This window comes from Bradyrhizobium sp. CCBAU 51765 (assembly GCF_015291725.1).
Taxonomy (GTDB): Bacteria; Pseudomonadota; Alphaproteobacteria; order Rhizobiales; family Xanthobacteraceae; genus Bradyrhizobium; species Bradyrhizobium liaoningense.
In genome coordinates this window covers 635,785-657,661 of the sequence record NZ_CP030038.1, presented here as the reverse complement: position 1 = coordinate 657,661, position 21,877 = coordinate 635,785, and the positions used below count along the sequence as shown (strand labels likewise).

Below are 21,877 nucleotides of genomic sequence, written 5' to 3'. Positions count from 1 at the left end.
ATAGCAGAGGCCAGGCCGGCAACCAATCGCGGTGCATGCGACTTGTAACGGTCATGCGTGCCCCATATGTTTTCGCCCCGGGGGCAGTCAGCGGCGAACGCTCGCCGAACCAGACGCCAAAGGAGAGCACCATGGGTCTACTCGACGTCCTCAATGGCATGCAGAACGGCCCGCGCGGCCCGAGCACACCGAGCTCCGAGAAATCCTCCGGCGGCATGTCGCCGATGACCATGGCGCTGCTCGGCCTGCTCGCCTGGAAGGCATTCAAGCATTTGACGGCAGGCCAGCCCGGCGCGGCGCCTGCCCCGCAGCCGCGGTCGCCGCTGCCGCCTCCGACGCAGGCGAACGCCGGCGGACCCGGCGGCGGTCTCAGCGATCTGCTCAAGGGCGGCCTCGGCGGCCTGCTTGCGGGCGGGGCGGCGGGGACCGTGCTCAGCGGCGGGCTCGGCGATCTCCTCAACCAGCTCCAGCAGGGCGGCCAGGGAGAAGCCGCGAATTCCTGGGTCGGCAGGGGTGAGAACAAGCCGATTGCACCCGGCGATCTCGCCAGCGCGCTCGGCGCCGACCAGATCGAAAGCCTGTCCGCCCAGAGCGGCCTGTCACGCGAGGAACTGCTCTCCGGCCTCAGCCAATATCTGCCGCAGGTGATCGACCATCTGACGCCGGACGGACGGCTGCCGACCGAGAACGAAATCTCGGACCGAATCTGAAGTTCTTGGTCTGAGCATGATCTATTCGGAGAACCGCGACACGCTTCTCCGGATCATGCTCAAGCGTTCTCGGGAAGGGGAGCACACTCATGAGCATGGGCGGCCTGTTGTGGATCATCGTCGTCGGCTTCGTCGCCGGCCTCATCGCGCGCTGGCTGGCGCCGGGACCGAACAACCCGAGCGGCTTCATCCTCACAACCATCCTCGGCATCGCCGGCGCATTTCTGGCGACTTTCATCGGCCAGGCCATCGGCCATTACAGCCCCGACCAAGGCGCCGGCTTCATCATGGCCACGGTCGGCGCGGTGGTGGTGCTGTTCATCTGGCACCGGCTGGTGGCGAGCGGCGTGATCAAGGGGTAGCCCGCGAAGCGCGGATCTCACGCCGCAAGCTCCGTTGTCGTCCCGGACAAGCGCGCCGCAAGCGCGCGCAGATCCGGGACCCATAGCCCCAGGGAGGAGTTTGGCGAAGACTCGTAGTTATGAATCTTCGTCAAACTCCTCCCTGTGGTTATGGATCCCGCGCTCGCGGGGATGACAGCGGAGATTGGAGCGCGATCTCACGTAACCAAGTGCATCCCCGCATCCATGCGCACGACCTCGCCGGTCATGTTGCTGGAAGCCGGCATCGCCAGGAAGCAGACGAGTTGCGCGATGTCTTCTGCGCGCGAGGCAACCTTCAGCGGCACCTTTGCGACAACGCTGTCGCGCACCTGCTTGGCCCCTGCCTCGCCGCGGCCTTTGGTGAACCAGGGCGTGTCGATATAGCCGGGGCATACCGTGTTGACGCGGATCAGCGGCGCCAGCGCGCGCGATAGCGACAACGTCATGGTGTTGAGTGCGCCCTTGCTCGCGGCGTACGCGATCGACGAGCCGACACCGCTGATGCCGGCGACCGAGGACACGTTGACCACCGCGGACGGACGCCCCGAAGCCTTCGCGCCCGCCTCGAGCAGGCTGCGCGCAGCGCGCACCATCTGGAATGGACCGATGGTGTTGACGCCGTAGACCCGCTGGAAATCCTCCGCCGACAATCCGTCGAGATCGGCGTGAGCGACATGCTTGGTGGTGCCGGCATTGTTGACGAGCACGTCGAGCCGGCCCCAGGGCGCAGCGGCAGCGACGATCCTGCGGCAATCATCATCCTTTGAGACGTCGCCCTGTGCGACAAGGACCTCCGCCGCGCCGGCCTTGCGGCAGAGTTCGGCCGTGGCCTCGGCTTCCTTCTGGCTCGACGAATAGTTGATGACGAGCCGCGCCCCATTCCGCGCGAGAATCTCCGCGCTCGCCGCGCCGAGGCCGGAGGCCGATCCCGTCACGATTGCGTACAGACTGTCCTTCGCCATCCCGAATTCCTTCCCCTGTTCTGACGTTGGCGTCCTCTTTAGCGAGTTTGCCGCGCCCTGCAAATCGAGCAAACTCCGCTAAGCGGAATTAGCCTCCTGCTGGCCCTTGCGCCCATGCCCGCGCCGCAGGTTGACCTGCGGTCAACGCTTGTCAGGGCCATGGCTTTTTCCGATCATCGGGCGCAAGAAGAGACCGCGCACCCGCCTACGGAACGGGACGCGCCAATGGCAAGACACGGGGAACGCTGTGGCGGAGAGTGACAATATCGTCGTCGAGACCGCGGAGAAAATCTTCGCCGATCTCGCCGATCCGCAAACCATCAACAACGACAGGAAGGATTCGTGGCAGGCGCCGCTGTGGCGGGCGCTGAGCGAGGCCGGCCTTCCATTGTCCTGGGTGCCCGATGATCTCGGCGGCTCCGGCGCGAGCCTTGCCGATGGCTTTGCACTGCTGAACGCCGCCGGCCGTTTCGCGGTCGCGGTGCCTCTGGCCGAGACCATGCTGGCGGGGTGGCTGCTGGCGCAGGCCAGGATCTCATCGCCAGAAGGCGAGATGACGGTGCTGCCGGCTTCGCCGAAGGACCGCATCAGCGTCGATACCGATGGCGCGCTCTCCGGCCGTGCGCGCGGCGTGCCGTTCGCGAAGACAGCGAAGCACTTCGCGGTGCTGGCGCATGGCAGGGACGGTGTTTCCATCGCGCTGGTCGATGCGGCCAGGGCGCGGATCGAGGCTGGCCTCAATGTCGGCTACGACCACAGCGACACCGTGACGCTCGACAAGGTCCAGCCCATCACCATCAAGCCCGCGCCGAATGGCTTCGACCAAACCATCCTGATGCTGATGGGCGGCGTCGCACGCAGCCTTCAGATCGCAGGCGCACTGGAATCGATGCTCGATATCTCCGTGCGCTATTCCAACGAGCGCGTCGCCTTCGAGAAGAAGATCTCGAAATTCCAGGCGGTGCAGCACAATCTCGCGCGCCTTGCCGGCGAATCCGCCGCGGCGCTTGCGGCGGCGACGTCGGCCGCCGACGCGATCGCCAACGCAAGATCCTTCAACGACGAGGTCTATCTCGAAGCCGCCTCCGCCAAGATCCGCTGCGCGGAAGCCGCCGAGAAAGGCGGCGGCATCGCCCATCAGGTCCACGGCGCGATCGGCTTCACCATGGAGCACATCCTGCACCGCTATTCGCTGCGGGCGCTGGCCTGGCGCGACGATTTCGGCTCGGAGAGCTACTGGGCCGTCGAGCTCGGCAAGCTGGTCACAAACCGCGGCGCCGACGAATTGTGGCCGCTCGTGGCGTCGCGCTGATCAGGAGACGAGACAACAATGACCGCTGCCCTCCGTTTCGATCCGATCCGCCTGCCGGAGAAGTGCGAACAGCTGCGCAAGGAAGTGCGCGCCTTCCTCGCCGAGGAAATCGCCGCCGGCACCTTCGATCCGCACAAACCCAACCGCGAGGACACCGACGCGCCGGAATTTTCCCGCAGGGTCGGCGCCAAGGGCTGGCTCGGGATGACCTGGCCGAAGAAATATGGCGGGCAGGAACGCTCCTTCCTCGAACGCTACGTCGTGACCGAGGAGATGCGCGTCGCCAACGCGCCGACGCGGCGCTTCTTCGTCGCCGACCGCCAGAGCGGGCCGGTGCTGCTGAAATACGCGCCCGAGCACATCAAGATGGATATCCTGCCGCGCATCTGCCGCGGCGAGATCTGCTTTGCCATCGGCATGAGCGAGCCGAACTCGGGCTCAGATTTGTTCGCCGCGAAGACGCGCGCGACCAGGACCGACGGCGGCTATCTCATCAACGGCACCAAGATCTGGACCTCGTCGGCGCACATCGCCGACTACATGATCGCGATCTTCCGCACCTCGCCGCCGACCAAGGAGAACCGCCGCCACGGCCTGACCCAGTTCCTGGTCAAGATGAAGCAGCCCGGCATCAAGGTGAACCCGATCGGCCAGATCACCGGCCAATACGAGTTCAACGAGGTCGTCTTCACCGACCATTTCATTCCGGACGATCATGTGCTCGGCGAGGTCGACGGCGCCTGGAAGCAGGCGACGAGCGAGCTCGCTTATGAGCGTTCGGGCCCCGAGCGCTTCCTCGAGACCTATTACGTGCTGACCGAGCTCGTCCGCGCCGTCGGTCCCAATCCGGATACGCGCAGCGCCGAAGGCATCGGGCGCCTCGTCGCGCAGCTGCACACCATGCGGCGCATGTCGGTCTCGGTGGCCGGCATGCTGGAAGCCGGCAAGGAGCCGGTGGTCGAAGCGTCCATCGTCAAGGACATCGGCACGGTCTGGGAGCAGCAGCTTCCACACCGCGTGCGCGATCTCGCCGCCTTCGTCGAGGAGACCGCGAGCAACCGCGAGACGCTGGAGCGGCAGCTCGACTTCGCCATCAAGACCGCGCCAAAGCTCACCATTCAGGGCGGCACCACGGAGGTGCTGCGCGGCATCATCGCCCGCGGACTTGGCTTGCGCTAGTCGCGCGGATCTGGCTTGCGCTAATTCAATCGAGGATCATCATGAGCACCTATAAAGATATCGGCGTCGAGAAGGTCGGGCATGTCGGCACCATCGAGATCCGCCGGCCGCCGCTCAACTTCTTCGACATCTCGCTGATCAACCAGATCGCGGATGCGCTCGAGGAGTTCGACCGCGACATCGAGATCCGCAGCTCCGTTCTTTCCGCACAGGGCAAGGCGTTCTGCGCCGGCGCTAATTTTGGAGATCCGGCGCGGCAGGCGCAGGAAGCGCGCGAGGCCGACAAGAAGGGCGACCCGGCCGACAGCCTCGGCCCGATCAACCATCTCTACATCCAGGCGGTGCGCATCTTCCGCGCCAAGAAGCCGATCGTCGCCGCCGTCCAGGGCGCGGCCATCGGCGGCGGACTTGGGCTCGCGGTCTCCGCCGACTTCCGCGTCACCTGCCCCGAGGCGCGTTTCTCCGCGAACTTCACCAAGCTCGGCTTTCATCCCGGCTTCGGCCTGACCGTGACGCTGCCGGAGCTGATCGGCAAGAACAACGCCGAGCTGATGTTCTACACCAGCCGCCGCGTCACCGGCGAGGAGGCCTACAAGTGGGGCCTCGCCAATGAGCTGGTGCCGCAGGACCAGGTGAAACCGGCCGCGATGAAGCTCGCTGGCGAGATCGCCGAATGCTCCCCGCTCGGCCTGCTCTCCACCCGCGCCACCATGCGCGCCGGCCTCGCCGACCGCGTCATGGCCGCGACCAACCACGAGCTCGCCGAGCAGACCAGGTTGCGCGCGACGGAGGATTTCAAGGAAGGCGTGAAGGCGACGGAAGAGCGGCGCGCGGCGAATTTTAGGGGAAGGTAGCCGCTTTCTTCCTTCTCCCTTTGTGGGAGAAGGTGGCGCGAAGCGCCGGATGAGGGGTCTGTTTCCGCAAGGCAATCTCTATTGAGTGCGCGGAGAGAGCCCCTCACCCGTCTCGCCGCTACGCGCCGATCCACCCTCTCCCACAGGGGGAGAGGGCTTGAACGCAATCAGCTCAAGCGGAACGTCACGCCGCCCAGCAGGAACTCATTCCCTGCGACCGCGTGCCCTTTCGCCCGCGCTGCATGCAGCACACGTGCAGCATCAGCCACGCGAAACTCCAGCGCGCTCATGATTTCGCTGGCGCCCTGGACGAAGCGGAAGGTTGCGTTGGGTAGCTTCAGTTCGGCATCGCTCGTCGGCGCAATACCGATGATCCTGCCCCAATGCTGCGCCAGCCCCGCCGGGTCCGGGCTCTGCATCTCCACGATGGTGAGCGCCTGCGTCACATCCTTGCGGATGAATTTTTGCCAGTCGGGTCCCGCCGGCGGATAGGGGCCCAGACTATCGTCGCTGCCTTCGGTGTGGTTGAACTCAATGAAGGCGGCGCGGCAGTCGCGCGGGTGGAGCTGCACGCCGTGATAGGGCGCATGGTCGATGACGTTGGCGGTGCGCACGCCGAGCGCATTGGCGTTGCGGCCGCGCTCGTCCGGATCGTTGCAGCAGAAGATCGCCATGTAGCCACCGCGGCCGCCGGTCTTCTCGATGAAGCGGCCGGCCGTGGTGCCTTCCTTGAAGGGCGCCACCACCTCGAGCAGAATCGTATCGACCGGGAGCAGCGCGTTCTCCAGACCGTATTTCGCGACATTACCGTCGCGATAGCAGACGGAAAGGCCCATGATCTCCGCGATGTCCGAGATCACGGGCGCGAGCTGCGGCGCGACCAGACAGATCTGCCGCAGCCGCATATAGGGCGCCATGGTCATGCGCCCCTGAAGGTCGGCTTGCGCTTCTCGACGAAGGCCTTGGCGGCCTCCTTGTGATCCTCGGTGTCGCCGCAGCGGGTGTGATGGATCGCCTCGCCGTCGAAACAGTCCTCCAGCGCCAGATGCTCGGCATTGTTGATGTTGCGCTTGATGAAGCCGAGCGCGATCGACGGGCCCTGCGCCAGCGACAGCGCAAGCTCGTGCGCCGCCGCGTCAATCTCGGCGTCGGGCACGACCTTCGTCACCATGCCGATCGCATGCGCTTCCCTGGCCGTGAGCACCGGCGACATCAGATAGAGCTCCCGCGCCCGCGCGCTGCCGAGCAGTTGCGTCAGGAAATAGGTCCCGCCGTAGTCGCCGGAGAATCCGACCTTGGCGAATGCGGTGGTGATCTTGCAGGATTCGCTGGCGATACGCAGATCGCAGGACAGCGCCATCGACAGGCCGGCGCCGGCCGCGGCGCCATCGAGCTGCGCCACCACGGGCTTTGGCATCTGGTGCAGGATGCGCGAGACCTCCATGCCGCGGCGGAGATTCGCAAGCTTCTGCTCGAACGGCAGCGGTGCGCGCCCTGCCGCCATCGACTTGACGTCGCCGCCGACGCAGAAGGAGCCGCCCGCGCCCTTGAACAGCACCGCCCGCACCTCGGGATCGTCGGCCGCGCGCCGCGCCGCTTCGACCAGCCCGGCGACCATGTCAGGGTTGAGCGCGTTCTTCCGCTCCGGCCGGTTCATCGTGATGGTGAGCAGCCCGCCTTCAAGCTTCTGCAGAACCATGTCGTTGCTCACAGGACGTCTCCCTTGTTGTTGTCTACCTCCGTCATTCCGGGGTGCGACGAAGTCGCGAGCCCGGAATCCATTGCTCAACCGTTACTGACGCCCGATGGATCCTCAGGTGCGCAATTGCGCACCATAGCTCGCGCTACGCGCGTCCCGGGATGACCACCTATTGTTGGGGGCGCTCGTCGTCACGACGACTCACGCCGTCACTTCTTCACGAGCGGGCAGCGCGACTGTTCGAGCGGCTGGAACGCCTCGGCGCCGGGCACCGTGGCGAGCAGCTTGTAATCGTCCCAGCGGCCCTTGGACTCCGACGGCTTCTTCACCTCGAACAGGTACATGTCGTGAATCATGCGGCCGTCCTCGCGGATCTTGCCATTCTTGGCGAAGAAGTCGTTGATCGGCGTCTCCTTCATCACCTTGATCACCGCCGCGGCATCGGTCGTGCCGGCCGCCTTCACGGCCTTCAGGTAGTGTGTGACGGAGGAATAGACACCGGCCTGCGCCGAGGTCGGCACCCGCTTGGTGCGCTCCATGAAGCGCTTCGAGAAGGCGCGCGTGTCGTCGTTGAGGTCCCAGTAGAATGCCTCGGCCAGCAACAGGCCCTGCGCGGTCTCGAGCCCGATCGAATCGATATCGGAGACGAAGGCGAGCAGCGGCGAGACCTTCTGTCCGCCCTTGGTGATGCCGAACTCGGCCGCCTGCTTGATCGCGTTGACGGTGTCGCCGCCGGCATTGGCGAGTCCGATGACCTTGGCTTTGGAAGCCTGGGCCTGCAGCAGGAACGAGGAGAAATCCGACGTGTTGAGCGGATGGCGCACGCTGCCGAGCACCTTGCCGCCGGTCTTGGTCACGACGCTGCTGGTGTCCTTCTCCAGGTCCTGGCCGAAGGCGTAATCGGCGGTGAGGAAGAACCAGGTGTCGAGACCCGACCTCACAGCCGCAAGGCCGGTCACGTTGGCCTGGCCGTAGGTGTCGAACACGTAGTGCACGGTGTAGGGACCGCAGGCCTCGTTGGTGAGACGGATCGAGCCCGGGCCGTTGAACATGATGATCTTGTTGCGTGCTTTCGCGATCTCGCCGGCGGCAAGCGCGGTCGCGGAGGCCGCGACGTCGTAGATCATCTCGACGCCCTGGTTGTCGAGCATGTCGCGGGCGATGTTGGCGGAGAGATCGGCCTTGTTGAGATGGTCGGCCGCCAGCACCTGGATCTTGCGCCCGAGCACCTCGCCACCGAAATCCTCGACCGCCATTTTGGCCGCAGTCTCGCTGCCGGGGCCGGTGATGTCGGCATACAGGCTCGACATGTCGAGGATGCCGCCGATCTTCAGCGGCGGCTTGTCCTGAGCCTGCGCGGCGCTTGCACTCAATGCAAAAGCGGCGGCAAAAATGCCAGGCAAAAGTCTCTTCATCGAAAACGATCTCCCTTTATCGCGCCGTACTCTGATGGCGGCTTGGTTATTGCTCTTGGTGATAGCTGTTCGCTCTCGCTATTGCCGCAATCCTGCCGCATGCGCAACAGCGCAGCACGCATGCGGGTGTTGAGAGCACACGATTGCCGCGCGCGTTTTCCGCAAAGCGGAATGGTGAGATGCGGACATGCGCCTCCGCGCCGTCCTTGCGAGGAAGACTCTTCGCGGCTCACGACGCTTGAGTTATGATCCGCCCGCAACGCAACCTCTCCGGGTCACGTGACGCGACTGCTTCATCTCATCGTCGCATGTCTTCTCGTCGCGAGAAGCACCGCGCTCGCCAATCCGTGCCAGTTCGAATCCCAGGACGAAGGCCGCGTTGCCGCGATCGTCGATGCGCGCAGCGTGCGTCTCGACGACGGCCGCGAAATTCGCCTTAGCGGGATCGAGCCGACAGCCGCGACGAAGCAGGCGCTGGCATCGCTGCTCTCCGGCCGCGACGTGACGCTGCGAAGCGCTGACGACACGCCCGATCGCTACGGCCGCCAGGGGGCGCTGGTCTTCGTCGGCGGAAGCGACACCCCGGTGCAGGCGACGCTGCTCGCCCGCGGCGATGCCATGGTCTCCGCCGAGATCGCGGACAAGGACTGCGCGGCCGCCCTGATGGCGTCAGAAGCCGCGGCACGGCGGCAAAAAATGGGCAGCTGGGCTGACCCGTCGGCCATAAAAAACGCGGAAAGTCCGGACGATATTTTGGCCGAGATCGGGCGTTTTACGGTGGTCGAGGGCAAAGTCCTGTCGGTCCGGCAAGCTGGGGCAACGACCTACCTCAACTTCGGACGAAACTGGACACGTGGCTTTGCCGTGACTATTTCAAAGCGCACGCTGCCGGTGTTCGAAGGTGCCGGTATCAGCCTTAAGTCCTTGGAGAATCGACGTATTCGAGTTCGGGGCTGGGTTGAGGGGAGTACGGGGCCGCGCATCGATGTGCGCCTCGTGGGGCAGGTCGAGTTGCTGGGCGCAAACGAGCCGACAGGGGTAGGGCCTTAAGATCAGGCCAGGCACGGGTTAAGCGACGTGGATGGGGTGCTAGAACGGCACGTACGGGTTGAACGCCGCCGCCTGCGGGCGGCGCCGGCCGCGCTGTGCCTTGTTCTGGGCGCGGCTACTCTCGCCGGTTGTGGCGATATGGGCCGGTTCCAGACCGCGGCGACCCCGGCGACCGTCGTGCTCCCAAAGCCGAAGCCCGCCGTGGCGCAAACCCCCGCCACCGAGAAGGAGCACGAGCGCATCCTGGCGAGCTATGGCGGCACCTATGACGATCCCAAGCTCGAGGCGCTGGTCAGCAAGACCGTCGACCGGCTGGTCGCGGCTTCCGACCGCCCCGATCAGGGCTACAAGGTCACCATCCTCAATTCCGGCGCGGTGAACGCGTTCGCGCTGCCGAACGGCCAACTCTATGTCACGCGCGGCCTGCTCGCGCTCGCCAGCGACACCTCCGAATTGTCTTCCGTGCTCAGCCACGAGATGGCGCATGTGCTGTCCAAGCACGCCGCGATGCGCGAGGACCAGGCCCGCCAGGCCGCGATCGTCACCCGCGTCGTCACCGACATGAGCAACGATCCCGATCTCACCGCGCTGGCGCTGGCCAAGACCAAGCTCACCATGGCGAGTTTCTCGCGCAAGCAGGAGATCGAGGCCGACGGCATCGGGGTCGGCATTTCCGCCAAGGCACATTTCGATCCCTATGGCGCGGCGCGCTTCCTCTCGGCGATGGAGCGCAATGCCGAGCTGAAGGCCGGCAAGAGCTCGCTCGATCCGCGCGCGCAGGATTTCACCTCGTCGCACCCGGCAACCCCGGAACGCGTGCAGAACGCGCAGAACATCGCGCGGCAATACACGGCGCCGGAGGGTGCCGAGCGCGACCGCGAAAGCTATCTCGCCGCGATCGACAACCTCGTCTATGGCGAAGATCCCAGCGAAGGCTTCGTCCGCGGCCGGCGTTTCCTGCATCCGAAGCTCGGCTTCACCTTCCAGGCGCCGGACAATTTCACGCTCGACAACACCGCGCAGGCCGTGATCGGCGTGCGCGAGGGCGGCGCGCAGGCGATGCGCTTCGACGTGGTGCGCGTGCCGGCCGAACAGTCGCTCGGCGACTACCTGAATTCGGGCTGGATGGAAGGCGTCGAGAAGGCGTCGACCGAGGACCTCACGATCAACGGGTTTCCGGCAGCGTCCGCGACCGCCAAGGGCGATCAGTGGCAGTTCAAGGTCTATGCGCTGCGCTTCGGAAGCGACGTCTACCGCTTCATCTTCGCGACGCGGCAGAGGTCGACCGAGAGCGATCGCAACGCGCGCGAGACCGTCAACTCGTTCCGTCGCCTGACACTCGAAGAGATCCAGGCTGCGCGCCCGCTGCGCATCAAGGTCATCACCGTGCAGCCCGGCGATACCGTGGAATCACTCTCCCACCGCATGGCCGGCGTCGATCATCCCGCCGAGCGCTTCCGCGTGCTGAACGGCCTCGATCGCACCGCCCAGGTGAAGGTGCGCGATCGCGTAAAGATCGTGGCGGATTGACGTGCGCTAAGCGCAGCAACTGTAGGGTGGGCAAAGCGCAAGCGTGCCCACCATTCTCCGCGGCAATCGTTGAAGCCCGGATGGCTATGCGTTGCCGGCCTTGCCGCCCGCGTCCATGTCGCCGGCCTCGCGCTGGCCGCTGAGCCAGAGCGCGAGCAGGGTCCAGAACGCGCCCGAGAGCAGATACGCACCCGAAGCGATGACGCCGAGATTGGTTGCGAGCAGCAGCGCCACCAGCGGGGCAAAGCCGGCGCCGAACAGCCAGGCCATGTCCGAGGTCAATGCCGAAGCCGTGTAGCGGTATGTCTGCCGGAAGTTCGAGGCGATCGCGCCGGAGGACTGGCCGAAGGACAGGCCGAGCAGGATGAAGCCGATCACCATGTAGATGGTCTCGCCGAACGCGCCGGCATCGAGCAGCTGCGGGGCAAAGCCGCTATAGATCGCGATCGCGATCGCCGATCCCATCAGCAGCGATTTGCGGCCGACGCGGTCGGCGATGATGCCGGAGATCACGATCGCGGCGACGCCGAACACGGCGGCGACGATCTCGATGATCAGGAAGCGCACCGGGCTCTCGCGGGTGAACAGGAACACCCAGGACAGCGGAAACACTGTGACCATGTGGAACAGCGCGAAGCTCGCCAGCGGCGCGAACGCACCGAGCATGATGTTCTGGCCTTCGCGCGCGACAGTCTCGGAGATGCGCGAGGGCTGCAACTCGCGGGTCTCGAACAGCGTGGCGTATTCTTCCGTCGTCACCATGCGCAGGCGCGCGAACAGCGCCACGACGTTGATGGCGAAGGCGACGAAGAACGGATAGCGCCAGCCCCAGTCGAAGAAATCATCGGCCGAGAGCAGGCCGGCGAAATAGGCGAACAGCGCGCTCGCCACGATCAGGCCGAGCGGCGCCCCGAGCTGCGGCACCATCGCGTACCAGCCGCGCTGGGAGGCCGGTGCATTCAGCGCCAGCAGCGAAGCCATGCCGTCCCAGGCGCCGCCCCAGGCCAGACCCTGGGCGATGCGCGCCAGCGCCAGCAGCCAGATCGCGGCAACGCCGATCTCGTGATAGCCGGGCAGGAACGCGAGCGCGACGGTAGCGGTGCCGAGCAGGAACAGCGCCGAGATCAGCTTGGCCGTCTTGCCGTATTCCCGGTCGATCGTCATGAAAATGACGGTGCCGATCGGCCGGGCCATGAAGGCCAGCGCGAAGATCATGAACGAATAGAGGGTGCCGGTCAGTTCGCTCGCGAATGGAAACACCAGGCGCGGGAACACGATCACCGAGGCGATCGCGTAGACGAAGAAGTCGAAGAATTCCGAGGTGCGGCCGATGATGACGCCGATAGCGATCTCGCCGGGACTGGCCTGGTCATGGCCGTGCTCGCCCGTGTGGAGGTCTGCCATTGCGGGGGTCTGTGCCGTCGCCATTCGTGCGCCCTTAACGTCCTGAAAACCAAAGCCGACCGCCCGGCTGAAGCCAGGCAATCCGGTTCTGTCTGTCCCAACATCCCGCACCGCAACATTGGACAAATTGTCCAATGTCCGGATTGTTGCGTCGCAGCTACCCGTTGCCCCCGCAAAGGAAACTCATTCTCAAAGGCTCGGCCCGTGTCTCGTCTCAAGATCCTGGCGCTACTACCCCTGGCAGTCGCGCTCAGCGGCTGCAACTACGTCGTGCTGGCGCCAGCCGGCGACATCGCTGCCCAGCAGCGCGACCTCGTCATCATCTCCACCGTCCTGATGCTCCTGATCGTCCTCCCCGTGATGGCGCTGACGGCGCTGTTCGCCTGGCGCTATCGCCAGTCCAACACGGCCGCTCGCTACGAGCCGGAATGGGACCACTCGACCAAGCTCGAGCTGGTGATCTGGTCGGCGCCGCTGCTGATCATCGTCTGCCTGGGCGCGCTGACCTGGATGGGCACCCATCTGCTCGATCCGTACCGCACGCTCGGCCGCATTCATGCCGACCGCGCCGTGGACCAGGCCAAGGCCCCGCTCGAGGTCGATGTCGTCGCGCTCGACTGGAAGTGGCTCTTCATCTATCCGGGCTACGGCGTTGCGACCGTCAACGAGTTGGCCGCGCCCGTCGATCGTCCGATCAACTTCCGCATCACCGCCTCCTCGGTGATGAACTCGTTCTACATCCCTGCGCTCGCCGGCCAGATCTACGCAATGCCGGGCATGGAGACCAAGCTCCACGCCGTCGTCAACCACCCCGGCACCTACAAGGGGTTCTCGGCGAATTACAGCGGCGCCGGCTTCTCCGGCATGCACTTCAACTTCAAGGGCCTCGACGACACGGGCTTTGACGCCTGGATCGCCAGCGCCAAGTCGGCCGGCGGCTCGCTCGGCCGCGCCGAATATCTCCAGCTCGAAAAGCCCAGCCAGAACGAGCCGGTGCGCCGCTGGGGCACCGTCGATGCCGATCTCTACCGCCTGATCCTCAACATGTGCGTCGAGACCGGCAAGATGTGCCAGAGCGAGATGATGGCGATCGACGCCAAGGGCGGAGCCGGCCATCAGGGCCTGAACAACACGCTGCCGCTGGCCTACGACAAATACGCCCGCCGCGGCACCGCGTTTGGGCCGGAGCCGAGCTTCGTCGCCGGCACCTGCACGCCGGATGCGCCGCAGGGCAAGACCACCGCCTCGATCACGGCCCCGACCGACACCATGCCGCTCATCGGCGCCGGTCTGAAGCGGCCGTCGTTCACGCCGCTCAAGTCCTCGTCCTTCTTCCTCGGACAGCGTCCGAAGTCAGACTCCTAGTAGAGATCCAGCATGTCTCCTGATTTTCTCAAGCTCATCTTCGGCCGGCTCACCTTCGAGTCACTGCCGCTGCACGAGCCGATCGTCGTCGGCACTTTCGTGGTGGTCGCGCTCGGCGGCGCCGCGCTGCTCGGCGGCCTCACCTATTTCCGTCTCTGGGGCTATCTCTGGCGCGAGTGGTTCACCACGGTGGACCACAAGCGCATCGGCATCATGTACATGATCCTCGGCATCGTGATGCTGCTGCGCGGCTTCGCCGACGCGCTGATGATGCGCGGCCAGCAGATGCTCGCCTTTGGCGGCTCCGAAGGCTATCTCAACGCCCATCACTACGACCAGGTCTTCACCGCCCACGGCGTGATCATGATCTTCTTCGTGGCGATGCCGCTGGTCACGGGCCTGATGAACTATGTCGTGCCGCTCCAGATCGGCGCACGCGACGTGTCGTTCCCGTTCCTGAACAATTTCAGCTTCTGGATGACGGTCGGCGGCGCGGTGCTGGTGATGGCCTCGCTGTTCATCGGCGAATTCGCCCGCACCGGCTGGCTGGCCTATCCGCCGCTCTCGAACATCGGCTACAGTCCCGATGTCGGCGTGGACTATTACATCTGGGCGCTGCAGGTCGCCGGCGTCGGAACGACGCTATCCGGCATCAATCTGATCTGCACCATCGTCAAGCTGCGCTGCCCCGGCATGACGATGATGAAGATGCCGGTGTTCACCTGGACCTCGCTCTGCACCAACGTCCTGATCGTCGCCTCCTTCCCCGTCCTGACCGTCGTGCTCGCGCTGCTCTCGCTCGACCGCTACGTCGGCACCAACTTCTTCACGAACGATTTCGGCGGCAGCCCGATGATGTACGTGAACCTGATCTGGATCTGGGGCCACCCCGAGGTCTACATCCTGGTTCTCCCCGCCTTCGGCATCTTCTCCGAGGTCACCTCGACCTTCTCGGGCAAGCGGCTGTTCGGCTACACCTCCATGGTCTACGCCACGGTCGTCATCACCATCCTGTCGTACCTGGTGTGGTTGCACCATTTCTTCACGATGGGTTCGGGCGCCAGCGTCAATTCGTTCTTCGGCATCACCACGATGATCATCTCGATCCCGACGGGCGCGAAGATGTTCAACTGGCTGTTCACGATGTATCGCGGCCGCATCCGCTACGAACTGCCGATGATGTGGACGATCGCCTTCATGCTGACCTTCGTGATCGGCGGCATGACCGGCGTTCTGCTCGCGGTGCCGCCGGCCGACTTCGTCCTGCACAACAGCCTGTTCCTGATCGCGCACTTCCACAACGTGATCATCGGCGGCGTGGTGTTCGGCGCGTTCGCCGGCATCAACTACTGGTTCCCGAAGGCGTTCGGCTTCAAGCTCGATCCGTTCTGGGGCAAGATGTCGTTCTGGTTCTGGGTCACCGGCTTCTATCTCGCCTTCATGCCGCTCTACGTGCTCGGCCTGATGGGCGTGACCCGCCGCCTGCGCGTGTTCGAAGATCCCTCGCTGCAGATCTGGTTCGTCATCGCCGCGATCGGTGCCCTCTTCATCTTCATCGGCATCCTCTCCATGCTGATGCAGTTCGCGGTCAGCCTGCTCAAGCGCGAGCAGCTCAAGGACGTCACCGGCGATCCCTGGGACGCGCGTACGCTGGAATGGGCGACCTCCTCGCCCCCGCCGGACTACAACTTCGCCTTCACCCCCGTCGTTCACGACAATGACGCGTGGTGGGACATGAAGAAGCGCGGTTACCAGCGTCCGCTCACCGGGTTCAAGCCGATCCACATGCCTGCTAGCACCGGCACCGGCATCATCCTCGCCGGCCTCGCCACCGCGATGGGTTTCGGCCTGATCTGGTACATGTGGTGGCTGGCGGCTGCGAGCTTCATCGCGATGCTCGCCGTCGGGATCGGCCATACCTTCAACTATCACCGCGACTTCGACATTCCGGCTGAAGACATCATCCGGACGGAGGACGCGCGCACCAAACTGCTCGCCGGAGCCAAGTAAATGACTGTCGCTGTCAATCCCTCGCAAACCGGCGAGCCGGTCTTCTATCTCGCCGACGAACATCCGCATCCGGAAGGCTGGAGCACCCCGCTCGGCTTCTGGATCTACCTGATGAGCGACTGTCTCATCTTCGCGATCCTGTTCGCCACCTACGGCGTGCTCGGCGGCAATTATGCCGCCGGCCCCGCCCCGAAGGACCTGTTCGACCTGAACCTGGTCGCGGTGAACACCTCGATGCTGTTGCTGTCGTCGATCACCTATGGCTTTGCCATGCTGACGATGCAGCAGAACAAGGTCGCCCAGACCCAGATGTGGCTGGCGATCACCGGCCTGTTCGGCGCCGCGTTCATCGGCATCGAGCTCACCGAGTTCGCCCACATGATCCACGAAGGCGCCACACCGCAGCGCAGCGCCTTCCTGTCGGCCTTCTTCACCCTGGTCGGCACCCACGGCCTGCACGTCTCGTGCGGCCTGATCTGGCTCGTGACCCTGATGGTGCAGGTCCAGAAGTTCGGCCTGATCGAGGCCAACCGCCGCCGCCTGATGTGCCTGTCGATGTTCTGGCACTTCCTTGACGTGGTCTGGATCGGCGTCTTCACCTTCGTCTATCTCCTGGGAGTTCTGCGATGAACACCGATACCCACGCCGCTCACGCGGACCATCATCACCACGGCGACGGCCACGCCCACGGCACGTTCTCGACCTATCTGCTCGGCTTCGTGCTCTCGGTGGTGCTCACCGCGATCCCGTTCTGGCTGGTGATGAGCGGGGCGCTTCCGAGCAAGCAGATCACCGCGCTGGTCATCATGGCCTTCGCGGTCGTGCAGATCGTCGTGCACATGATCTACTTCCTGCACATGAACACGTCCTCCGAGAACGGCTGGAGCATGATGGCGCTGATCTTCACCATCGTGATGGTGGTGATCGCGCTGTCCGGTTCGCTGTGGGTGATGAGCCACCTCAACAGCAACATGATGCCGGTGCACCAGATGCCGGGAATGAACTGAGCGAGGCTCCGAAGTGAGCAAGACCCGGACCGTGACGAGCAAGCCAGGGGAGGAGCGCAGCGAGGCTGTGCGCGCCCCTTCCTTGTGGCTCACGGCCCTCTTGCTCATCGCCTTTGTCGTTCTGATCGCGCTCGGCGTCTGGCAGATCGAGCGCCGGGCCTGGAAGCTGGCGCTGATCGACCGTGTCGAGCAGCGCGTTCATGCCCCGGCGCAGCCGGTTCCCTCGCCCGCGTCATGGCCCGCCATCAGCGCCGCGAACGACGAATACAGGCACGTCAGCGTCAGCGGCCGCTTCCTGCATGACCGAGAGACTCTGGTTCAGGCCGTCACCGAGGAAGGCCCGGGCTATTGGGTGCTGACGCCGCTGAAGCGCAGCGACGGCACGCTGGTGCTGATCAATCGGGGCTTCGTGCCGTCCGAGCGGCGCGACGCATCGACGCGCAGGGGCGGCAATCCCGACGGCCAGGTCGAGATCACCGGCCTGATCCGCATGACGGAGCCGAAGGGCGGATTTCTCCGGGACAACGCGCCCCAGCACAACCGCTGGTACTCACGCGACGTCGCCGCGATTGCGGCGGCACGCGGCCTTCACGACGTCGCGCCCTTCTTCGTCGATGCCGACGCCGGATCACAAATCGCCGGTGGTCCGATCGGCGGATTGACCGTGATCCGCTTTCCCAATAACCACCTGATCTACGCGCTGACGTGGTTTGCCCTGGCTTTCATGCTGGCCGGTAAACTCTTCGTCACATTCGGCGGCGGGCTGTTCCGCCGCAAGCGCTTCGTCCACGAAGGGGCCGGCGGCTCGGATGCCGTTGCCCGCAGGACGGGATCAGATGCTGGAACGATCGTCGAGCCGACCTGACGACGGGAAAACGCTTTCCCAGACGCTTGCGCGTGACGGGCTCGCCGTCACGCTGCAGTCGCAGGCCGATGCGCGCAGCGAGCTGATCGGCACTGCTCCGACCGACGACGAGACCAACCGCAAGAACATGGCGCTGTTGATCCAGCTGCGCTGGACCGCGGTGGTCGGCCAGATCGTGACCATCGGCGCCGTGCATTTTGGTCTCGGCATCCCCCTGCCATTGGAGCGGATGGGTGCGGTCATCGGCGCGCTGGTGCTGCTCAACGTGTCCAGCCTGGTCTGGGTGCGCCATCGCGCCGCGATCACCAATAACGAACTCCTGGTCGCCCTGATGCTGGACGTCGCCGCGCTGACCGCGCAGCTCTACCTGTCCGGCGGCGCCACCAATCCCTTCACCTCGCTGTTCCTGCTCCAGGTGACGCTGGGCGCGGTGCTGCTCGATGCCCGCTCGACATGGTCGCTGGTCGCGCTGAGCTGCGCGAGCTTCGTCTGGCTGACATTGGCCCACCGGCCGCTCGACCTGCCGCCCAATCCGCTGAGCGAGACCTATACCCTCACCGTAACGGGCATGCTGCTCGGCTTCATGCTCAACGCCGTGCTGCTGGTGGTGTTCGTCACCCGCATCAACAGGAATTTGCGCGAGCGCGATGCGCATCTGGCGGCGCTGCGTCAGCATGCCGCCGAGCAGGACCACATCGTGCGCATGGGCCTGCTCGCCTCCGGCGCGGCACATGAGCTCGGCACGCCGCTGGCCTCGCTCTCGGTGATCCTCAGCGACTGGCGTCGCATGCCGGATCTCGCCGCCGACCAGGAGCTTGCCGAGGATCTTGCGGAAATGGAGACCTCGCTGCAGCGCTGCAAATCGATCGTGACCGGCATCCTGGTGTCGGCGGGCGAAGCACGCGGCGAAGGCTCCTCGCCGACGACCGTGACGGCGTTCGTGACCGCGCTAGTGGAGGAGTGGCGCGACGCGCGCTCGGCACGCACGCTCTACTTCGTCAATACGTTCGGCGAGGACGTCGCGATCGTCTCCGACGTCGCGTTGAAGCAGGTGATCTTCAACGTGCTCGACAATGCCTATGAGGTCTCGCGCGACTGGGTCGAGCTCGTGGCCGAGCGCGAAGGCGACAATCTCGTGCTGTCGATCAGCGACCGCGGCCCGGGCTTTGCGCCGGAGATGCTGGCGCAGCTCGGCAAGCCCTACCACTCGAGCAAGGGGCGCGCCGGCGGCGGGCTCGGCCTGTTCCTGGTGGTGAACGTCGTACGCAAATTGGGGGGCACCGTGACCGCCGAGAACCACAGGAAGCGCGGCGCCACGGTGCGCCTGACGTTGCCGCTCGCAACGCTCGCGATCGGAGGAAATTTTGACGCCTGACCGTTCGCTCATTGTCGTCGAGGACGATGCCGGCTTCGCGCGTACGCTGAAGCGCTCGTTCGAGCGCCGCGGCTACGAGGTCGTGCTCGCCGCCTCGATCGAGGAGGTGCGCCAGGTGCTGGAGCAACGCTCATTCGGCCACGCCGTGGTCGACCTCAAGCTCGGCGGCGCCTCCGGCCTCGCCTGCGTCGAGCTCTTGCACACGCACGATCCGGACATGCTGATCGTGGTTTTGACCGGCTTTGCCAGCATCTCCACCGCCGTCGAAGCGATCAAGCTGGGCGCATGCCACTATCTGGCAAAGCCGTCGAACACCGATGACATCGAAGCCGCCTTCAACAAGGCCGAGGGCAATGCCGAGGTCGCGCTCGACGCGCGGCCGACCTCGATCAAGACGCTGGAATGGGAGCGCATCCACCAGACCCTGATCGAGACGGAGTTCAACATCTCGGAAGCGGCACGACGGCTGGGCATGCACCGGCGGACGCTGGCAAGGAAGCTCGAGAAGCGGCCGGTGAAGTGAGCCCTCACCAATTTCTCACCGCTGTCATTCCGGGGCGTGCGCAGCACGAGCCTGGAATCCATCGGGCGACAGAGACGGTGGGTGAATGGATTCCGGGCTCTCGCCTCCGGCGCGATGAAGCGAGAACGAGGGTGGGTTAGCCCACCAACTTTCGTCTCCGCCGCAACAGAAGCGGTAGGTTACGCCACGCGCTTGCGCTTCGCGCAATCGCACGGCTGACCCACCCTACGAACCCAGACAAAAAGCCCGGCCGAATGGCCGGGCTCTTGATGGCTTGCGCGGAACGAAGCGGTTTACGCCGCCTCGTCGGCGACGGTGGTGTCGTCGCCATCGGTGTCGTCGGTCTCGCCCTCGGCATCCGTGTCGGCTTCGCCGTCGGCGGCTTCTGCCTTGGCACTGGTGCGGCGCGGGCTCTTGGCGAGCTGGGCTTCGATCTCCTTGACCGCTTCGGTCTCGGTCGAGTGCTGCACCACCGCGATCTCGCGGGAGAGACGGTCGAGCGCCGCTTCGTAGAGCTGACGTTCGCTGTAGGACTGCTCCGGCTGCGACTCCGAGCGATAGAGGTCGCGCACGACTTCCGCGATCGCGACGATGTCGCCCGAATTGATCTTCGCTTCGTATTCCTGGGCGCGGCGCGACCACATGGTGCGCTTGACGCGGGCGCGGCCCTTGAGCGTCTCGAGCGCCTTCTTGACCAGCGCCGGATCGGACAGCTTGCGCATGCCGACATTGGCGACCTTGGCGGTGGGCACGCGCAGCGTCATCTTGTCCTTGATGAAGTTGATGACGAACAGCTCAAGCTTCGCACCGGCGATCTCCTGCTCCTCGATGGCCAGGATCTGGCCGACGCCGTGAGCGGGATAGACGACGAATTCGTTGGCCTTGAAGCCCTGACGCTGGGTCACGACCTTCTTTTCCTCGACCTTCGGCGCGGCAGCGGGCTTGGCAGCCGGCTTCACCGCCGCGGGAGCCTTGGCAGGCGCAGCAGCAACAGGGGCCTTCGTCGCGGGCTTGGCAGCGGGAGCCTTGGCCGTTACCGGCTTTGCAGTCACAGGCTTGGCAGCAGCAGGCTTGGCGGCGGTCGCTTTCGCGGCCGGTTTGGCAGTCTTGTTAGGCATTGCGCTTCTTTTGTTCTTCGAGGACTTTGCAGCCGGCGCCTTCGTCGCGGTCCGACCCTTGGATGCGCTACGGCTGGCCGCGGCGACTTTTTTGGCCTCCTTATGGGAAGCCCTCGCTGAAGTACTCTTTTTACGCGTTTTCTGTGACACAGCCTGCGCGCGGAAACTGCCACGCCCCTGTTCGACATTTGGTTTCACGGGAACCCAGAGGGGCCAAACGGGCTGACGGGGTTCGGCTTAATGTGCCCAATATAGCACATTTCCCGCAAAAATCAATGATTTAGGGGTCTTCAGGGCTGGTTTTCGGTGGCAGCGCCGCTATTAGGGTTAAGTTTGGGGCCGAATTAGTCCCCTGAGCCCGGATTCGGAGAAAAATATTTCTCGAACTTGCCTTCCATACCGTCGAATTCCTTGGCGTCGGCGGGCGATTCTTTCTTCTGGGTGATGTTGGGCCAGCTCTTGGCGTAGTCGGCGTTGACCTGGAGCCACTTTTCCAGGCCCGGTTCCGTGTCTGGCTTGATGGCGTCGGCGGGGCATTCCGGCTCGCACACGCCGCAATCGATGCACTCGTCGGGGTGGATGACCAGCATGTTGTCGCCCTCGTAGAAGCCAGTCGACCGGGCAGACCTCGACGCAGTCGGTGTACTTGCACTTGATGCAGTTTTCAGTGACGACGTAAGTCATCCAACGCTCCGAAAAGCTCTTTTAAAAGTCGCGGCTTGCGTAGCGCGGATGGCCCGGCACCGCAAGATCGGGAAGGCCGATCATGACGGCTTTGCGCATTTGATCGACCAAGAAATGAATACAATGCGCAATTAATTGCGCGTCCCGAGCTCCTGGTAGAGCACCCGTGCCGAGGCGGCATCGCCGCGGCGTTCGTTGAAGCCCGTCACCTTCAGGACGCGCACCGTGCGATCGAGCGCGATGGTGAGCACGTCGCCGATCTTGACGGCATGCCCCGGCGAGGTCTCGCGCGCGCCGTTGATGCGGACATGGCCGGTGATAACGAGCTCGGCGGCGGAGGTGCGCGCCTTCACCACCCGCGCATGCCACAGCCATTTGTCGAGGCGCTGCCGCTCGGTCGTCGTGACTCTACTCCTTGCTCCTTCTGACGCA

General features: G+C 64.8%; 21 protein-coding genes and 1 pseudogene. 14 read left to right on the top strand and 8 right to left on the bottom strand.

Annotated elements, in window-relative coordinates; all coding sequences use genetic code 11:
* The first annotated feature begins 131 nt into the window (after positions 1-131).
* Together XH96_RS03085 and XH96_RS03080 are read left to right on the top strand one after the other, a co-directional pair.
* Positions 132-710 (top strand): YidB family protein, encoded by a 579-nt coding sequence (locus tag XH96_RS03085; RefSeq protein ID WP_194390997.1) that lies wholly within the window; start codon positions 132-134, stop codon positions 708-710.
* 89 nt (positions 711-799) lie between these two features.
* A complete protein-coding gene (locus XH96_RS03080) occupies positions 800-1,072 on the top strand; it encodes a GlsB/YeaQ/YmgE family stress response membrane protein (protein WP_007599301.1) in 273 nt (90 codons plus the stop codon).
* A 197-nt stretch (positions 1,073-1,269) separates the two neighbouring features.
* Here XH96_RS03080 and XH96_RS03075 read toward each other — a convergent pair whose 3' ends face one another.
* Positions 1,270-2,055, bottom strand: a complete 786-nt coding sequence (locus XH96_RS03075) for an SDR family NAD(P)-dependent oxidoreductase (protein ID WP_194390996.1) — start codon at positions 2,053-2,055, stop codon at positions 1,270-1,272.
* 247 nt (positions 2,056-2,302) lie between these two features.
* Between XH96_RS03075 and XH96_RS03070 the strand changes: the two genes are divergently transcribed.
* Genes XH96_RS03070 through XH96_RS03060 form a run of 3 tightly spaced genes read left to right on the top strand, consistent with a single transcriptional unit; the run spans position 2,303 to position 5,400 of the window.
* Complete coding sequence (locus tag XH96_RS03070; RefSeq protein WP_194390995.1) at positions 2,303-3,367, top strand: acyl-CoA dehydrogenase family protein; 1,065 nt, start codon at positions 2,303-2,305, stop codon at positions 3,365-3,367.
* Positions 3,368-3,385: 18 nt separating this feature from the next.
* Positions 3,386-4,546, top strand: coding sequence for an acyl-CoA dehydrogenase family protein (locus XH96_RS03065; protein WP_035675223.1), 1,161 nt, complete (start codon positions 3,386-3,388; stop codon positions 4,544-4,546).
* A gap of 41 nt (positions 4,547-4,587) precedes the next feature.
* The gene (locus XH96_RS03060) at positions 4,588-5,400 is read left to right on the top strand and encodes an enoyl-CoA hydratase/isomerase family protein (RefSeq protein WP_194390994.1); all 813 of its coding nucleotides are present in this window, start codon (positions 4,588-4,590) and stop codon (positions 5,398-5,400) included.
* Positions 5,401-5,567: 167 nt separating this feature from the next.
* On the opposite strand, the gene XH96_RS03055 is transcribed toward XH96_RS03060, so the two are convergent.
* From XH96_RS03055 to XH96_RS03045, 3 genes are all read right to left on the bottom strand, one after another.
* The gene (locus XH96_RS03055) at positions 5,568-6,317 is read right to left on the bottom strand and encodes a hypothetical protein (RefSeq protein WP_194394014.1); all 750 of its coding nucleotides are present in this window, start codon (positions 6,315-6,317) and stop codon (positions 5,568-5,570) included.
* A gap of 2 nt (positions 6,318-6,319) precedes the next feature.
* Positions 6,320-7,111 carry an enoyl-CoA hydratase gene (locus tag XH96_RS03050; RefSeq protein WP_246789919.1) on the bottom strand — a complete coding sequence of 264 codons (792 nt, stop codon included), beginning with the start codon at positions 7,109-7,111 and terminating at the stop codon, positions 6,320-6,322.
* 197 nt (positions 7,112-7,308) lie between these two features.
* Positions 7,309-8,514 (bottom strand): ABC transporter substrate-binding protein, encoded by a 1,206-nt coding sequence (locus tag XH96_RS03045; protein WP_194390993.1) that lies wholly within the window; start codon positions 8,512-8,514, stop codon positions 7,309-7,311.
* Between the two features lie 279 nt (positions 8,515-8,793).
* Between XH96_RS03045 and XH96_RS03040 the strand changes: the two genes are divergently transcribed.
* Positions 8,794-9,564 carry a thermonuclease family protein gene (locus tag XH96_RS03040; RefSeq protein WP_371739941.1) on the top strand — a complete coding sequence of 257 codons (771 nt, stop codon included), beginning with the start codon at positions 8,794-8,796 and terminating at the stop codon, positions 9,562-9,564.
* 138 nt (positions 9,565-9,702) lie between these two features.
* Positions 9,703-11,094: a M48 family metalloprotease gene (locus XH96_RS03035; RefSeq protein WP_246789918.1), complete on the top strand. Its 1,392-nt coding sequence runs from the start codon at positions 9,703-9,705 to the stop codon at positions 11,092-11,094.
* Positions 11,095-11,178: 84 nt separating this feature from the next.
* Here the strand turns inward: XH96_RS03035 and XH96_RS03030 are convergent, their stop codons facing one another.
* A complete protein-coding gene (locus tag XH96_RS03030) occupies positions 11,179-12,522 on the bottom strand; it encodes an MFS transporter (protein ID WP_194390991.1) in 1,344 nt (447 codons plus the stop codon).
* Between the two features lie 180 nt (positions 12,523-12,702).
* Here XH96_RS03030 and cyoA point away from each other — a divergent pair, with 180 nt between their 5' ends.
* From cyoA to XH96_RS02995, 7 genes are read left to right on the top strand one after another with little or no spacing between them, the layout of a single operon-like run.
* Positions 12,703-13,863, top strand: coding sequence for a ubiquinol oxidase subunit II (gene cyoA / locus XH96_RS03025; RefSeq protein WP_194390990.1), 1,161 nt, complete (start codon positions 12,703-12,705; stop codon positions 13,861-13,863).
* Between the two features lie 12 nt (positions 13,864-13,875).
* On the top strand, positions 13,876-15,873 hold the full coding sequence (gene cyoB / locus XH96_RS03020; RefSeq protein WP_194390989.1) for a cytochrome o ubiquinol oxidase subunit I: 1,998 nt from the start codon (positions 13,876-13,878) through the stop codon (positions 15,871-15,873).
* On the top strand, positions 15,874-16,503 hold the full coding sequence (gene cyoC / locus XH96_RS03015) for a cytochrome o ubiquinol oxidase subunit III (RefSeq protein WP_194390988.1): 630 nt from the start codon (positions 15,874-15,876) through the stop codon (positions 16,501-16,503).
* Complete coding sequence (cyoD, locus tag XH96_RS03010) at positions 16,500-16,880, top strand: cytochrome o ubiquinol oxidase subunit IV (RefSeq protein ID WP_194390987.1); 381 nt, start codon at positions 16,500-16,502, stop codon at positions 16,878-16,880. The genes cyoC and cyoD overlap by 4 nt, the downstream gene beginning before the upstream one ends.
* 13 nt (positions 16,881-16,893) lie before the next feature.
* Complete coding sequence (locus XH96_RS03005) at positions 16,894-17,745, top strand: SURF1 family protein (RefSeq protein ID WP_194390986.1); 852 nt, start codon at positions 16,894-16,896, stop codon at positions 17,743-17,745.
* A complete protein-coding gene (locus tag XH96_RS03000; protein ID WP_194390985.1) occupies positions 17,717-19,120 on the top strand; it encodes an ATP-binding protein in 1,404 nt (467 codons plus the stop codon). Before XH96_RS03005 ends, XH96_RS03000 begins: the two co-directional genes overlap by 29 nt.
* Positions 19,110-19,643, top strand: coding sequence for a response regulator transcription factor (locus XH96_RS02995; protein ID WP_124162758.1), 534 nt, complete (start codon positions 19,110-19,112; stop codon positions 19,641-19,643). The genes XH96_RS03000 and XH96_RS02995 overlap by 11 nt, the downstream gene beginning before the upstream one ends.
* Positions 19,644-19,936: 293 nt before the next feature.
* Here the strand turns inward: XH96_RS02995 and XH96_RS02990 are convergent, their stop codons facing one another.
* From XH96_RS02990 to XH96_RS02980, 3 genes and pseudogenes are all read right to left on the bottom strand, one after another.
* Positions 19,937-20,761 (bottom strand): CarD family transcriptional regulator, encoded by an 825-nt coding sequence (locus XH96_RS02990; protein WP_194390984.1) that lies wholly within the window; start codon positions 20,759-20,761, stop codon positions 19,937-19,939.
* Between the two features lie 344 nt (positions 20,762-21,105).
* Positions 21,106-21,445, bottom strand: a pseudogene (fdxA, locus tag XH96_RS02985) (ferredoxin FdxA).
* A 131-nt stretch (positions 21,446-21,576) separates the two neighbouring features.
* Complete coding sequence (locus XH96_RS02980) at positions 21,577-21,798, bottom strand: S4 domain-containing protein (protein ID WP_246789917.1); 222 nt, start codon at positions 21,796-21,798, stop codon at positions 21,577-21,579.
* Positions 21,799-21,877 lie beyond the last annotated feature (79 nt).

Coding starts and splice junctions, on each gene's coding strand:
- XH96_RS03085 (WP_194390997.1), top strand. CDS start 132: ATGGGTCTACTCGACGTCCTCAATGGCATGCAGAACGGCCCGCGCGGC.
- XH96_RS03030 (WP_194390991.1), bottom strand. CDS start 12,522: ATGGCGACGGCACAGACCCCCGCAATGGCAGACCTCCACACGGGCGAG.
- cyoC (WP_194390988.1), top strand. CDS start 15,874: ATGACTGTCGCTGTCAATCCCTCGCAAACCGGCGAGCCGGTCTTCTAT.
- XH96_RS03075 (WP_194390996.1), bottom strand. CDS start 2,055: ATGGCGAAGGACAGTCTGTACGCAATCGTGACGGGATCGGCCTCCGGC.
- XH96_RS03035 (WP_246789918.1), top strand. CDS start 9,703: ATGGGCCGGTTCCAGACCGCGGCGACCCCGGCGACCGTCGTGCTCCCA.
- XH96_RS03055 (WP_194394014.1), bottom strand. CDS start 6,317: ATGGCGCCCTATATGCGGCTGCGGCAGATCTGTCTGGTCGCGCCGCAG.
- XH96_RS03045 (WP_194390993.1), bottom strand. CDS start 8,514: ATGAAGAGACTTTTGCCTGGCATTTTTGCCGCCGCTTTTGCATTGAGT.
- XH96_RS03060 (WP_194390994.1), top strand. CDS start 4,588: ATGAGCACCTATAAAGATATCGGCGTCGAGAAGGTCGGGCATGTCGGC.
- cyoD (WP_194390987.1), top strand. CDS start 16,500: ATGAACACCGATACCCACGCCGCTCACGCGGACCATCATCACCACGGC.
- cyoB (WP_194390989.1), top strand. CDS start 13,876: ATGTCTCCTGATTTTCTCAAGCTCATCTTCGGCCGGCTCACCTTCGAG.
- XH96_RS03065 (WP_035675223.1), top strand. CDS start 3,386: ATGACCGCTGCCCTCCGTTTCGATCCGATCCGCCTGCCGGAGAAGTGC.
- XH96_RS03000 (WP_194390985.1), top strand. CDS start 17,717: ATGCTGGAACGATCGTCGAGCCGACCTGACGACGGGAAAACGCTTTCC.
- XH96_RS02990 (WP_194390984.1), bottom strand. CDS start 20,761: ATGCCTAACAAGACTGCCAAACCGGCCGCGAAAGCGACCGCCGCCAAG.
- XH96_RS03080 (WP_007599301.1), top strand. CDS start 800: ATGAGCATGGGCGGCCTGTTGTGGATCATCGTCGTCGGCTTCGTCGCC.